Origin of the sequence: Eubacterium sp. An3, assembly GCF_002159465.1 — a bacterium.
Classification (GTDB): Bacteria; Bacillota; Clostridia; order Lachnospirales; family Lachnospiraceae; genus Anaerobutyricum; species Anaerobutyricum stercoris.
Window position 1 is genome coordinate 1 of record NZ_NFIR01000049.1, and the last position, 13,017, is coordinate 13,017.

Genomic DNA, 13,017 nt, shown 5'->3' on the forward strand with positions numbered 1-13,017 from the left:
AACAAGTTACCGAGCTTCTGAAACCGTCTCTGCCCCGGAGGGTAGATCCGGAATCTTCTTTTATTCCTGCTTGACCGGGTGACATATTATGGCATGACTGCAACCATGCACCCCGTAGTCCGACAGGCTATCCCCGGTGAACCACCGGTTCTTTTCGCGGTTATCGTCCGTCCGTTTCCGGAGGCTACGCCGCAAGGGGGTGTGTTTCTGTATAAATACACATCCCCTCATTCCGTATATTGATGGCTGCCTGATGGTCCCGCCCCATGACGTGCCCACACTTCGGGCATATATAGGTACGGTCAGACAGCTTCAGCTCACTATGTTTATAGCCGCAGGAAGAACATGTCTTACTGGATGCAAACCACTTGTCTATTTTTATGATGATGCAGCCATAGCGTTCCGCTTTATATTGCAGCATCCTGACAAACCCGCCCCATCCGTTATCACTGACAGACTTCCCAAAAGAGAGGGCTTTTTTCATCGCTGCCATGTCAAGGTCCTCGATGCAGATGATATCGTAGTCATGGACAAGGTTGTAAGACAATTTATGTAAGAAATCTTCCCGCTGATGCTTGGCTTTCGCATGCAGCCGGGCGATCTTATGCAGTTGTTTGTTGTAATTACTGGAGTCCTTCTCCATGCGGGATAACCGGCGTTGTTCCCTTGCGATCTTCTTCTGCAGCCTGCGGTATGGCTTTGGGTAATTTGGGACATTCCCATTGGAATCGACAAACAACTCCGGGAGGGACATATCCAGCCCGATGCTCCGTATCTTGTCTGGCGTCTTTCCTTCCGCCTTTTTCGGAACGTCCTTCCTTGGGTATTCATACACCAGGGAAAAGTACCACCTGCCATCCGGTCCCCTTGTGACTGTGCAGTTTTTCAGGATACCGCCGGGTGCGACCTCCCGGTGCAGACGGAGGACGACAGGCTCCTTCACCTTCGGGAGTTTCAGCATGCACCCCTCCAGAAAGAGGTTTGGGTTCTCTTTGTTGGAGAGGTTCGTCGTATAGGAATCTTTGCAGGCGTGCTTTTTCTTGAAGCGCAGAAATCCTTTTTCGCCGGAGAAAAACTCCGAGACGGCCCGCTCGAAGTTTTGCTGGACGTTACAAAGGGCAAGGGAATCCATGTCCTTTAACCATTCCAGACCCGGCTCTTGTTTATAAGAAGCCGGTGTCCTGATCGGATCTGATTTCCCTTTCTCCTTATAAGACTCGATCCAGTCACCGAGCATACGGTTCCACAAGAAACGTACGGATCCGATGAACTGGTTCAGGATATGCTCCTGTGTTCTTGTAGGGAACCCCTGGAAACGGTATGCCAGCTGTTCCACAGTGGATGCTTTCCCTTTATTCCTTTGTCCGCTGCAACGTTTCGCTCCCATGATCTCCTCCTATAGCTGGCAGTTCTTTTGCCGCTCAATGCAATGTCGAATGTTTGTTCTCTATATAGATAGTATACAACAATTTCTAGTGTTTGCAAACATAAAACCGGTATTTTTCTGCTACATATAGCCCGGTATCCGCAGGTGCTACATGAAGGTGGCGGCTTTCATCTCGGATACAAGTAACCGAGAATTCCCGCCGCCGATTCTTAAATACCTTATATTCTTTTTCTCTTTCTCTGTTTTACTCATAAAAAATTCCTCACGAAAATTTAAGTGTTCTTCTCCTTTGGTTTAACTGTTCGGCGTAGTAGTCAAGGACGTCTGGATCCTTCTCTTCCTCAATTAAGGTCGTGAATAAACGTAGCACATCTTTTTTTGTTGGATAATTTTCCCGGATAGAAGCGACAATCCACTGATCTTTCGTCAGAGACGGTATGAACGCCCGGGCATAATTTTTTGTTGTCTTTTTAAAGTTATGAGTCACGATAACGCCTTTATCCAGCAGAGAATTAATCATGATGTGGATGTAACTTGGTTTCCAATCTTTTTGAGCAGAGAATTTAACAATCTCTGAAGCTGTTAATGGTTCCTCCTTTTCCCAAAGAAGCTCCATCACTTCTTTTTCGCTTTTTGTCAATTTTGTATTCATTTGTCTCCTTTCTCTGTAAGCATTATTTTTGAATCATTATATCATTTTATAGGGAGGTTGTCTTCTGCTTATATGTCCCACCAGATATATTTTTACGCATGGTATCACTCCTTTATTTTTTTGTGATTATATCATTAATATGTTTTATTTTTATTTTTCCAAACAATAGCACAGATTCAAAAAAAATCTTACAAATCCCTCATATTGTTGATGAACAAAAAACAAAATGAAGGAGGATACAAAATGGGATACTCAGCTAAAGTCGTAGAAGATAACATGGTGATCGATTGCGAGAGATTGTCCGCGGAAATCTCTTTGGATTTTCTGGATGAAAACGGTTGGGAGTGTGAATTGAGTCCCAATGGAAAAGTAACAGAAATACACTGGGATTCGAGTTCGAACTTTTATCCTGACGACATGATGGCATTTTTCCATAAAATTCGAACATATGTGAAAGATGGTTCCTATATTTATTTTTGCGGAGAAGAAGTGGGAGACCGCTGGGGATTCTTCTTTGAAAATGGAACGGTCAAATGTGAAACGCTTCATCTGGTCCGCGACTCAGAGTACGAGCTGCTGCAAAAAATCAAAAAGAAAGAATAATAATAAAAAAGGCGGATCGCCCGCCTTTTTATTCGTACTTAATCCTCTTCCTCTTCTGGATATGAAAACAGTTTCTCCTGGCATTTTTGGCAATACCCCGCCTTTACGAATTCTCGTTCCCATTTTGAAAATAGAGAAAGTTTTTCCTGTATTAGACCTCCATATGAAACATATTTTTCCATCTGATTAATCCTTCGTGCACCTTCCACCCATAAGACATGTTCTTTGTCACACATAGGGCATGTCCTCATGACACTGAAGTGCTTCTTACTCTTTAATCGTTTCCATTCTCCTTTCTCTGTATCAATTTGATCATATACAATTTTATCAACGCAAACCCAGTCCTTATCTTGCTTCTCTTCCAAGAGAAAACAAAAACGTTGTTCAGAATCGCCAAAAAATGACGCTGGATAAACATCCTCCAAATAGTACCCATTCTTCTGTAAGAAGCATTGGCCTTCCGAGAAATCCATCTTTTTGATCTGGTTTATTCTTACTTTCATCTTAATCCTCCTTAATTTTGTTTTTTATCTCAGAAATAATCTACAAAAAAGGAAATAATTTTTTCTCATAAAATACGCTAATACCTATTTTTACCCGGCTCCCCAAAGCGAGCCAAGTGTTTCGGGGACTCTGATAGTTGGATACCAAAGAGAATGCAAAAGGAACCTCCATAAATGGTTTGGCCCCTCTATTTTATGTAAACAATATAACTCCGCCGTATTTATTTTCATTAAATTCTTCCCCGTCCCAGTTTTCCGGGGCTGTATATTCTGACCGATTATTCTCATTTATCTCTCTGCAAGTACGTTCTATTGCATCCTGTAGAGTGTCACCGTATGCCACGGCGTACATCATTTGAGATTCGTTATGTAAACTCCAAAGTTTCATATCTTTATCCTCCCTTTTGTGTTGATTTTCTATTACAAGCTTAATATGGAAACATAAAAACAGAAAAAATTAAGCCCTTTCCACGATTGCCCGCGTAAGCCAGAGTATGCTTCAAAAAGCTTCCTCCCAGCTTGGAGCGCAAAAAATAATACATCCCCGCCATCACTTTTGGGATTGCAGGGATGCATACATGATCAGCATTTTGCAAAACAGAAATTTTTTCTGACAAACGGGATGATCTGATTGACCAGGATCGCCCGCACTTTCCTTTCCTGTTTTTCCGTCAATTTCGCATGAGTCAACTACTCCCGACGGTGTCGGGAGCTTACATAGCCGAACCTACGAATGGATCGGCGAGTAAGCTTATCCAGATACAGCAGGCTCGCCTGCCAGTTAGAGGACAGTTGTCCTGGTGAGTTGCCATACCAGGGTGTGTATTTCAATAGTTCTATATGGTCATGACTGTGAAACAGCCTTTAACCCACGATTCAAGATATTAATGGCTGCATTTACTTAAATTCTGCCATGATTTTTAAGGCGGGTAAAACGTGTCATATTTATTATTGCAAGAGCAATCATTGTCAAAGCAATACATCCACAAATCATATGGAGAATTATAGCCAATATGCCCAATTCAAGTTTTACTGTGAGACACATCATTGCCGTCATTGTGGATATCACAAAAATAAAAAAATCAAGCCGGGATCTTCCAAGGAAAAGCCGTTTCCATTCGTATTCTTCGATAGCTTTTACTTTTCCTTTTATCTGCTCATAAACTTGTGTATCGGAAGAAGATATTGTGTGCAGATATTGTTTGCCGCCATCTGTCCAACCATATTCGTACTCATCTTCAGAGGATATCTGAGCTTCCGATGATATGACAATAGCATAATCTTTAACATCGGACCAATGCAGATGATTTCTACACCAATCTTTGAACATAGGATTATTTGTGTCAAAACAATCCAACATTTTCAAGTACCCATCTCCCTCTACTGAAGACGAACCAGGACATTTTGCATAAAGATGAGCAATATATTCCGCCGGAATACCATACTGAACTCCATCCGGCATAGTTACACAATAAAGTCTTTTCACAGAATCGCCTCCTCATATCGTAATTTTTGTCCGCAGAATATACAGTGTTTATATCCAATTTCCAGCGTGTGCTTACAGGAAGGACACATATATGGATGTGTCTTATTCCCCGTATCCAACGCCAAACGTGGGATCTGTTTACTGTCTTTTTTCGTTATTTCTTTGCGATATTCTCTTTTCGCTGACCGAAACATCATGAGCAACATCTCAGATACCGGACGAGTACGGATCTGGCGCCGGGGTTTTTTAATACATTTTAAATGGTGCTGACAAAACGGATCTTCGTTATCTGGGATAAGAACCCCTATCTCATATGGAATATCTTTCTTTACTTTTTCGTATATATTTTCCAACATCACATAATAATTGAAGTCCCCGATGAAATTATGACCATGTTTCGACTGGAAGTCTTCTACGGAAGACTTAATCTCATAACAATAGAAGTCCCCTTTCTCTATACCTGAAACACTGTTATTCATGGGTTTAAACTGCATATAATCTACACGGATCTTATGGCTTGTCGCACAGTCAAAACTAACCTCTTTTGCCCAGTAGACACGAGGATCCTCATGCGGGTCAATGTACTTTTCCAACGCAAGAGATAAATTCCGCGTAATTTCAGTTTTTGTCATGGGCATCTCCTTCCTCTATCTGTATATTGGCAGCAGCCATATATTTTTCAACCTGCTCATACGCATGCACAGCGGACGGAGGAATTTCATGAAGGAGTTTCGCATCCCCATTGACCCAGCCATCCTCATAATCACAGGTTAAGATCTTCTCAGGCGGGAGTACAAAAGCATAGTCTTTGACATCGGTCCAATCCAAATTATTTTTTGCCCAATCTTCAAACTCAAAATTATTGGTATCAAACCAGCGCAGCATGGTTTTGTAATTATCGGAATAATCCTCACCTGTTTCTTCATAAAATTTTGCGTAAAGATGCGCGATATATCCGGCAGGGATTCCGTACTGTATCCCATTTGGCATTGTCACACAATATACTCTTCTCATGTGGACATCTCCTCCTTATGTTCACCTTACACATGCAGATTCTCTTGCCGCATCCCGGCATATGATCGCTGCCACATTCATCCCCGCCCGGTGATCGGATGGGGTCTTTGCTATGATATAATGTTTTCCATTATATACTAAATGGTAATGATTTTTTGAATCAGCAACTTGTATACCCATGGCATTCAGCCGCCGTCTTGTTTGTCTGTCCATCCGGTTATAGTTTCGTAGGATCTGCTTTAGGTTTTTTCTTTCTTTTTCACTCATTGCATTATTCATCCCCTTTCATATTAGTTTTAATATGACTGAAAAAAGGATAACATTTTTTACGGGAATACGTTTTCTTCCCTGCAACGCGAGGAAATCTTCTTCGAAAATCAGTAGGATATGATGACAAGAAAACATTACTGAAAAACAGAGCGGGGAATCATTCCCCGCTCCTTTCTTTTTGTATGTATTTTGCAAATTTTTTTGCCCTGGCGTCAGTGAGTCGATGGTATTGGTGTTTTAATCGCCATTCAGACAAATCGACCTGCCAGTCCGGATACAGGTCCATATATTTTGAAAGCATCTCTGCTTCCTTTTTCTCCCGTTCTCGAAGATATTCCAAAGCGATGTTCAAATATACGATACTGTTTGCGTAATCCATTGCTTGTCTGCCAATCGTCCATCCGCCAATCTTCCGGTTTTGAATCGCGTACAGGATGTATACGGAATTCAAATAAGTGAGGTTCAGGTATTCTCCTTCCATAATCTCTAAATTCGCCCTAGCATTACTGTACGATTTTTCCGCTGACAGATAATAATGAAGGGTTGTTTTTTCTTTCCGGATCCCCTTTGGGACTTCGTAATATCCAGTTTCTTTGTTCGCGTCAATATAATTTTTTTCGGAATCAGGACCTGAAATAAGCTGGTTAAAATCCAGATACCATTTATAGATCTCATCGTCCGTGAATCCACGGAGATCATATCTATCATCCTTTCTCCCTTCATAATAGCCATCCCACAACGTGATCCGTTCTGATGCACACCCAATTCTTTCATTCGTCCGTTTTGTTTCATAAGTATAGTATCCTTCTTTATCCATTGGCACCCTCTTTACCAGACAACGATACTGGTCATACAGGATACTATATTCTTCTTTTTTTTCTACATAATTAACCGGGAGAATTTCTTTATCGGGAATTTCCGCATCATGGGTACGGTTCTTATCTCCCCGGCCACGGTTATTGTGCCAGGCTTTGTTATATGTCGGGCGGGAACTATATATTCCATAAACATCATCGCGGGTGATATGCAAGGTGGTCAATACCGTATCCCCCACCTGCATTGGCTGATTTGTTCGTGCTACGATATCGGAAAAGGTGCCAAAGCGGTTATCTTCGAGCCATCCGTCTGCCATGGATAAGCAAATATAAGGACTCCCTTTAAAGATACTGCATCCATCCGGCAGCTGGATCAGCTTGCCATGTGATATTACTCCCTGCAAGATGGAAAATACAAAATATCGACTGGCTATTTCTTCTTTTGTCGAAGGAAGTCCCGTATCATCTGGCGTTGCAATACCCGACTGCGGTTTCAAGAAGATATCTTCTTTGATATGGATCCGTTCCATATCTGTCCACCCTATCCACAGGTTTTCCCCGTCACGGAGTAATATGCCCACCTGAGACCCATGATAGGTTTCATAGGCTTTGAGCATATTGGCGATGACCGGGTGATCGCCATATTGGATCTGATTCCGTGATACGCGCACCAATGTGATGGATTTTTCCGGCGGCGCAAACAGATCAAAAAGGTCATCCCGATAGCGCAGGGCATCCTCAAACAGAGAGGTATCATTCCCGTCAAAACCATAAATCGCAAGGTATTTTCCCATCTCTTCATCCAAATAGCGGAGCTTCTGGTAAAGGATGACCGGTGTTTCCCTATTGGAATGTTTTCCAGACCGCAGCGGCACGAAGGTAATGACTTCGCCTATAAAGCAGCGAATGGCATACAGTTCGGTGTCCAATACGAAAAGCTGTGTCTCCAATCTTGCTTTTGTCTCCTCTAGTTTCGCTTTCTTTTTTTCGATCAGGTCGAACTGGGCTTGGTACTTTGCCATGACCTCTCGTTTTATCCTTTCGATCTCCTGCCGCTGCTCTTCTTTCAGAGTCTGGATCTCATCCATTTTCTGTTGGATATCCTCCTGTATGGATTCCATTTCTTCTGAAATCTTAGCTCTCGTTACATCACCAGCAGGGACTAAAGTATGCAGCCCCTGCTTTTCCGTGCCCAGGCGCAGCCGCAAATCTGCCACAGTATACTGGTCAAGGTCAGTGTACGGCTGACATTTTACCAGTGAAGATGGTATCCCGAATTCCAATGAGCCAAACCGCAGGATCGTGATGATCTCGTTGGTAAACATCAGCTCCCACGTAAGTCCCATGGTTTCCATATACTGCACGGCAGCTTCCACTTTTTGGTCGAAACTATCAGCTGGGCTATAGTTCAGTCCCCCATAAAAATTAGAATAGCCGGCCTCTGCGAACCGGAATAGATCCTGATGCTCATAAAAGTAATCTTTCCACAGTGCCGCTGGCCAACACTTTTGATCTTTTGCCTTTTCTCTTTCCTCTTTTCGGAAAGCCCTGAACTTTTCCATATCAATAGTTGCTTTCCCAATGACTTGTAATGACATGTTATCTTCCTCCTTCTTTTGAAATATATCATTACATCAGTAATCCTGTGTGATCCAGTAATCTTCTTCCGGCTTTTTTAATTTTCCTTTCGGAATGCAGTGGTTTAACGCCGACTCTGCTGCCGGAGCCATATCGATCAAATAGAAATCATTTCCATTCTGCATGATGTCGATACTCCACTGCCCGTATAAGCCTTCAGTATCCTGGACCAGATCTTTGATATGGGAAAGCACAAGTTCCTTGTTCTCCTCATACCGCCGCATGAGTGTTTCTTCATGCATCCGATAGATCACATAGTCATGTACTTTATCCGGTTCATCCGCATCCCTCTCATGTCCAAACCGTTTTTTCATCACATCCGGATCCCAGTACGGGTTAAAACCGAGGATTTCTTTGGTGTCAAAATCGACAAAGATACGGTATTCCGTATGCAGTGGCAGCCCATGGTAAATGCACGGATTATCTTCTACATCAGGGATAAATTCCCGGACAACCCATTCATTCGTCGTTCCTGGCCCATAGATGCAGACATTATTGAGCGGAGATGCCATCATGCATGCCTGATGATGGATAAAAAGCAGGTACTCCCCTAACTCCCGCACTTCCTTCGCACCTTTCACGTGGGCATTTTGGAAATCATATTTAGAAGAATAGACCCCGTTTTTGATGAAATACTCTTTGGTTTCATCCAGGGAGAAGACCCGCCGGCAGTATTCATCCACAATATCAAGGGTAGCCCGTGTCAATTCGCCATACTCGATCCTTGTCAGCTGTAAGAGCGGTAGCGGGACTTTAATGATGGTCGTTTTCGGTATCTTAAAGAAACCTCCTTGGAGGGCCGCTTCTGTAATCTGTGGCAGCCAATGACCCATCGTGGCTGGGTTACGCCCGATGATATCCCATGTGATCGGATCAAGATCCAGGATTTCCAACCCCTGTCGGAAATAATGATAAAGATCCTGTTTCAATTTACCTTTCGCTTTTTTATATTTTTTCCATAAAAGTAAAAGGACAACATGAGATTTCTTGTTCATATCTACCTTTCCCAGTGTGCCGGTCAATTGCGGCCTCTGTTCCGGCGGAAGCATTTTTATTTCTTCCAGTGTGACTGGATCCATGCTCTTCTCTGCTATGGCATCATTTACAGAAACATTTTTTCCGTCAAAAGCCCATATTGATGTATCATGGATCAGTTCCGATACGATGCGTTCCGTAAGGGCGGACGGTTCGATAACGCCTTCATGGATTTTAGACACATCTTTGGCATTTAACTGAAAGAAATCCTCTTTCTCTTCTTTCTGTTGTTGGTAAACTCTTTCAAACTCTTTCAAGGCATCCGGTGATGACTGAAGAAGGCTTGCCAGTGCATCCTTTTTCATGATCTTTTGTTTTAAATTCATTTTAAATCCTCCTTTATTTGAAATACTTTTATGTTGTCAATATGTAAAAAACGAACGAATAAAAAAAACAGAACTCACTTCCGCTTTCTAGTTATCATCACCGCTTCCTTTTCTATGCCATAACGAGAAAAGGCGGGAGTATCCCGCCTTTTCCTATACCTACATTCCTCATATTTATATTCATTATTTTTTGAAGGTCTCCTGTACAGATTTCATGAATTCCGGTATTTCACAGGCATATCCTTTCCAGATGTCTTCGCCTTCTTCATCATATATGATCAGTTCCCCATCCATATCAATGCTCACATCTGAACCATTGTATTTTTTCATTGACGGGAATGGAAACTCGACGTTGTAAAGCTGTAAAACCCCTGTCTCAATCTCAGTCCAATCTGTAAATGCAAAAAGAGGAATATCGAACAGTGTTTCTACCTCTCTAGGATAAGCTCCATATGGACCACATTTTTTATCTGCCATCCCATAATACTTTAACGTTTGGAGCTGTTCCTGTATGTACGGATCTTCTGTGTTTCCGCCAGCAAGCATCCATCCGGAAATATTTTTTGTTATTTTGGATACAATTTCTTCCGGAATTTTTTTTAAGTCAATATCATCAATTTTAAGTTCCATTTTTTACCCTCTTTCTTATCTTTTCAACATGTCTTCCCCCATTTTTACTGGGATACTGTTTTCCCTTGCTATGGCAATCTCTTCCCGCATTCCTGCACTGGCATCTTGTATGCTTCGCACACCAAACACCCACAGTTCATCGCACCAAGACTGTAAAATCTTGTTGCCGATATGAATACCCATCTCCCGCTCTTCCGGGATATCGTCATTCAAAAACTGGGTGCAGTAGATATGCGGGGCAAAAGGAATGGTACCAGGGTATTTCTTAACGATATCCCGGCAATATTCCCTCGCTTTTTCCATATTCCCTATCAAATCTCCGCGCAGCGGGGAGCAGACATATACACATCTCACTTCTTTGCTGATTTTTTCCTCTGGAATATCAGCATAAATTTTCCAGCATTCCTCATACAGCTCGTTGATCATGTCTTCGATAGCTTCTGCGTCTTGGATCAGTTTCCTGACCGAGCTTGGAACCCCATTCTTCCCGCGTAACTTAATATACATTTCCACATGTTCATCTGGGTCAAATCCATGGTTAGCCAGATTATCCATGAAGTCGGTAGCTGGGATTTCTTTCCCAAAACAGATATCCATGTGAAAATCTTCACCCGCTGGAGAACATTTGCCCAACTCAACATAATTTCCATCATCTTCTTCACAGACGTCATAACTCCAGCCCAGTTCTTCAGCTTTCTCTAATAACTTTTTTAATTCTTTCATTGTGAATCCTCCTTGTAAATTTAAAAAAAAATTAATGCTCTTTCTGACAATATCTTCGGGCATCTTTTATGCATTCTGCTTTTGTATCTCCAAAAGCAACATGGTCATTACAATGAAGATAACACCTAACATAAGGATAAAAAGAAAAGAAATAAAAATAAAACGTATCATCGTCTGAATCATATAATATCATCCCTTTCTTTTGGACAATAAGAAACATAATCACAGGAAATAAATTCAATAATTTCCTCTTTTGTCATCAGCTGTGCCAGACGGCTGATTTCTTTGATATTGTTTCTACATAATTCCTTTTGTTTATCATCGATATATTCCGAATTTTTCCAATCTTTACAGTCCCACTCCATATATCGTGCAGCATCCATAACATGGTCTTCATGGAATTTATCATCCAAAAAGGCATACTTTATTGGACCCGATTCCGGTACATCGATCAGTAACCGCCCATCATTATTATGCTGGTCATAAAACACATAATCCTGAATGTCTGGATAATCTTCATTGAAATTGAGATCGTAATATTCTTGAATGATATCCTGACTCAATACGATATCACACATATCAAAATTAACCTCTACAATACGGCTTAATTTTGTTATAGTATCGGGATTAAACATTTTGTACCCCGGATCACGGTAATCCGTGATCCATTTCAGTGTGTGCCGGCAGCGGCTGATCATACGCTCTGCAAAATTCCATCCGAAATACCTAGCTATCAGATGGTATTTATCCCCTTCCTGCACTCTGATATAAATCTGTGATCTTTGTCCCATAACTATTCCTCCTTGTTTTTTTGATTTGTTTTTTAAGTCAGACCTAATTTAGAAAGCAAAAAGGAAAATTATTTTTAAACCGTTCTGGGATGGAACGGAATGGAACGCAGACCTGAATGGAGTCGGGAACATCCTGCGGAAAGAATACCCATATGCCTTTGACGGGAAAAAGCCGACGACTGGACCAATCCAAGTCATCACCCAGGAGCAGATGTGCCATGCGACACCAGTCGTTTGAGGTAATTCACCAATGTGCTTGTGATTCAAATTTTTTGTAAAAAAAATACCCGCCGGAGCGGATATTTTTTTTAGGCATTTTCATTCATGAGGAATTTCTGTCCTTTGGAATGTAACTCCCGTTTGAAATGCTGGATGATATCACCTGGCAGAAACTTCCTGGTCTCTTTATCCTTTGTCCGGGTGCCTGGGATAAAGTAAAACGGCTTTTTATCATCACTGTCATTTTCCTTAATCCAACCCCCAAAATATGAAACAATCTCCTTCATGATCTGGATTGCCGCTTCATCACATTCCAAAGATAAATCCGTTGTTTCGGATTCAACAATTTCTCTTGCCTCGGGAGGATAATAACATCCCGCATTGTTGCAGAAAATCACATTACTATAAGAGTAAAATAGATGTCTCCTTACACCATTCGGCATATTAAAGGATATAAAGCCATAATCAGCGTACCATTTTTCATCATCGTATTTATGGTAGACTGATTGGATCGCTTCTGGCAGCATTTCATGTTGTGTATGACACACATCCGAAACTGGCTGGTAATCCTTTAAAAAATCCAACAACTTTGGCACAGTCACATGTCCCAACAGATAAACTTTTGTTTTAACGCTCATTCGTGAACTACTCGGCAACAAGTTACCGAGCTTCCGAAACCTTCCCTGGCGGAGCCAGGTCGGGGATCTTCTTTTATTCCTGCTTGACCGGGTGACATATTATGGCATGACTGCGACCATGCGCCCCGTAGTTCGACAGGCTATCCCCGGTGAACCACCGGTTCTTTTTGCGGTTATCGTCCGTCCGTCTCCGGAGGCTACGCCACATGGGAATGTGCAGCTATATAAATACGCACCCCCTCATTCCTTATATTGACCGCCGCCTGGTGGTCCCGTCCCATCACATG

At 42.0% G+C, this 13,017-nt stretch carries 15 protein-coding genes; 1 reads left to right on the top strand and 14 read right to left on the bottom strand.

Translation table 11 applies throughout. From position 1 onward, the window contains the following. Nucleotides 1–184: 184 nt before the first annotated feature. Both B5F87_RS19160 and B5F87_RS19165 read right to left on the bottom strand, forming a co-directional pair. Entirely contained in the window at nt 185–1,387 is a 1,203-nt protein-coding gene (locus B5F87_RS19160; protein WP_087284004.1) for an RNA-guided endonuclease TnpB family protein, read from the bottom strand. A gap of 262 nt (nt 1,388–1,649) precedes the next feature. Beyond that, a complete protein-coding gene (locus B5F87_RS19165) occupies nt 1,650–2,039 on the bottom strand; it encodes a BlaI/MecI/CopY family transcriptional regulator (protein WP_087284006.1) in 390 nt (129 codons plus the stop codon). Nucleotides 2,040–2,282: 243 nt separating this feature from the next. Between B5F87_RS19165 and B5F87_RS19170 the strand changes: the two genes are divergently transcribed. Then, complete coding sequence (locus tag B5F87_RS19170) at nt 2,283–2,642, top strand: hypothetical protein (RefSeq protein WP_087284007.1); 360 nt, start codon at nt 2,283–2,285, stop codon at nt 2,640–2,642. 38 nt (nt 2,643–2,680) lie between these two features. Here B5F87_RS19170 and B5F87_RS19175 read toward each other — a convergent pair whose 3' ends face one another. The 12 genes from B5F87_RS19175 to B5F87_RS19230 all read right to left on the bottom strand — a co-directional run bounded on the left by B5F87_RS19175 (nt 2,681) and on the right by B5F87_RS19230 (nt 12,730). Then, nucleotides 2,681–3,145: a hypothetical protein gene (locus tag B5F87_RS19175; protein ID WP_087284010.1), complete on the bottom strand. Its 465-nt coding sequence runs from the start codon at nt 3,143–3,145 to the stop codon at nt 2,681–2,683. A gap of 193 nt (nt 3,146–3,338) precedes the next feature. Beyond that, complete coding sequence (locus tag B5F87_RS19180; protein WP_087284013.1) at nt 3,339–3,533, bottom strand: hypothetical protein; 195 nt, start codon at nt 3,531–3,533, stop codon at nt 3,339–3,341. Between the two features lie 513 nt (nt 3,534–4,046). After that, complete coding sequence (locus tag B5F87_RS19185) at nt 4,047–4,631, bottom strand: hypothetical protein (RefSeq protein ID WP_087284015.1); 585 nt, start codon at nt 4,629–4,631, stop codon at nt 4,047–4,049. Next, nucleotides 4,628–5,263 carry a hypothetical protein gene (locus B5F87_RS19190; RefSeq protein ID WP_204246101.1) on the bottom strand — a complete coding sequence of 212 codons (636 nt, stop codon included), beginning with the start codon at nt 5,261–5,263 and terminating at the stop codon, nt 4,628–4,630. The genes B5F87_RS19185 and B5F87_RS19190 overlap by 4 nt, the downstream gene beginning before the upstream one ends. After that, the gene (locus B5F87_RS19195; protein WP_087284017.1) at nt 5,250–5,645 is read right to left on the bottom strand and encodes a hypothetical protein; all 396 of its coding nucleotides are present in this window, start codon (nt 5,643–5,645) and stop codon (nt 5,250–5,252) included. The genes B5F87_RS19190 and B5F87_RS19195 overlap by 14 nt, the downstream gene beginning before the upstream one ends. 21 nt (nt 5,646–5,666) lie before the next feature. Continuing rightward, on the bottom strand, nt 5,667–5,912 hold the full coding sequence (locus B5F87_RS19200; RefSeq protein ID WP_087284020.1) for a hypothetical protein: 246 nt from the start codon (nt 5,910–5,912) through the stop codon (nt 5,667–5,669). Nucleotides 5,913–6,072: 160 nt separating this feature from the next. Beyond that, on the bottom strand, nt 6,073–8,328 hold the full coding sequence (locus B5F87_RS19205) for a hypothetical protein (RefSeq protein WP_087284023.1): 2,256 nt from the start codon (nt 8,326–8,328) through the stop codon (nt 6,073–6,075). A 36-nt stretch (nt 8,329–8,364) separates the two neighbouring features. Further along, complete coding sequence (locus tag B5F87_RS19210) at nt 8,365–9,729, bottom strand: hypothetical protein (RefSeq protein WP_087284026.1); 1,365 nt, start codon at nt 9,727–9,729, stop codon at nt 8,365–8,367. Between the two features lie 183 nt (nt 9,730–9,912). Beyond that, the gene (locus B5F87_RS19215; protein ID WP_087284030.1) at nt 9,913–10,359 is read right to left on the bottom strand and encodes a DUF6877 family protein; all 447 of its coding nucleotides are present in this window, start codon (nt 10,357–10,359) and stop codon (nt 9,913–9,915) included. A gap of 15 nt (nt 10,360–10,374) precedes the next feature. Beyond that, nucleotides 10,375–11,082, bottom strand: coding sequence for a DUF4406 domain-containing protein (locus B5F87_RS21525; protein ID WP_242964588.1), 708 nt, complete (start codon nt 11,080–11,082; stop codon nt 10,375–10,377). 179 nt (nt 11,083–11,261) lie between these two features. Then, nucleotides 11,262–11,873, bottom strand: a complete 612-nt coding sequence (locus B5F87_RS19225; RefSeq protein ID WP_087284033.1) for a hypothetical protein — start codon at nt 11,871–11,873, stop codon at nt 11,262–11,264. Between the two features lie 308 nt (nt 11,874–12,181). Next, the gene (locus tag B5F87_RS19230) at nt 12,182–12,730 is read right to left on the bottom strand and encodes a hypothetical protein (protein ID WP_087284036.1); all 549 of its coding nucleotides are present in this window, start codon (nt 12,728–12,730) and stop codon (nt 12,182–12,184) included. Nucleotides 12,731–13,017: the final 287 nt, after the last annotated feature.

Coding starts and splice junctions, on each gene's coding strand:
- B5F87_RS19205 (WP_087284023.1), bottom strand. CDS start 8,328: ATGTCATTACAAGTCATTGGGAAAGCAACTATTGATATGGAAAAGTTC.
- B5F87_RS19215 (WP_087284030.1), bottom strand. CDS start 10,359: ATGGAACTTAAAATTGATGATATTGACTTAAAAAAAATTCCGGAAGAA.
- B5F87_RS19160 (WP_087284004.1), bottom strand. CDS start 1,387: ATGGGAGCGAAACGTTGCAGCGGACAAAGGAATAAAGGGAAAGCATCC.
- B5F87_RS19195 (WP_087284017.1), bottom strand. CDS start 5,645: ATGAGAAGAGTATATTGTGTGACAATGCCAAATGGGATACAGTACGGA.
- B5F87_RS19170 (WP_087284007.1), top strand. CDS start 2,283: ATGGGATACTCAGCTAAAGTCGTAGAAGATAACATGGTGATCGATTGC.
- B5F87_RS19175 (WP_087284010.1), bottom strand. CDS start 3,145: ATGAAAGTAAGAATAAACCAGATCAAAAAGATGGATTTCTCGGAAGGC.
- B5F87_RS21525 (WP_242964588.1), bottom strand. CDS start 11,082: ATGAAAGAATTAAAAAAGTTATTAGAGAAAGCTGAAGAACTGGGCTGG.
- B5F87_RS19210 (WP_087284026.1), bottom strand. CDS start 9,729: ATGAATTTAAAACAAAAGATCATGAAAAAGGATGCACTGGCAAGCCTT.
- B5F87_RS19200 (WP_087284020.1), bottom strand. CDS start 5,912: ATGAGTGAAAAAGAAAGAAAAAACCTAAAGCAGATCCTACGAAACTAT.
- B5F87_RS19190 (WP_204246101.1), bottom strand. CDS start 5,263: ATGACAAAAACTGAAATTACGCGGAATTTATCTCTTGCGTTGGAAAAG.
- B5F87_RS19225 (WP_087284033.1), bottom strand. CDS start 11,873: ATGGGACAAAGATCACAGATTTATATCAGAGTGCAGGAAGGGGATAAA.
- B5F87_RS19180 (WP_087284013.1), bottom strand. CDS start 3,533: ATGAAACTTTGGAGTTTACATAACGAATCTCAAATGATGTACGCCGTG.
- B5F87_RS19165 (WP_087284006.1), bottom strand. CDS start 2,039: ATGAATACAAAATTGACAAAAAGCGAAAAAGAAGTGATGGAGCTTCTT.
- B5F87_RS19230 (WP_087284036.1), bottom strand. CDS start 12,730: ATGAGCGTTAAAACAAAAGTTTATCTGTTGGGACATGTGACTGTGCCA.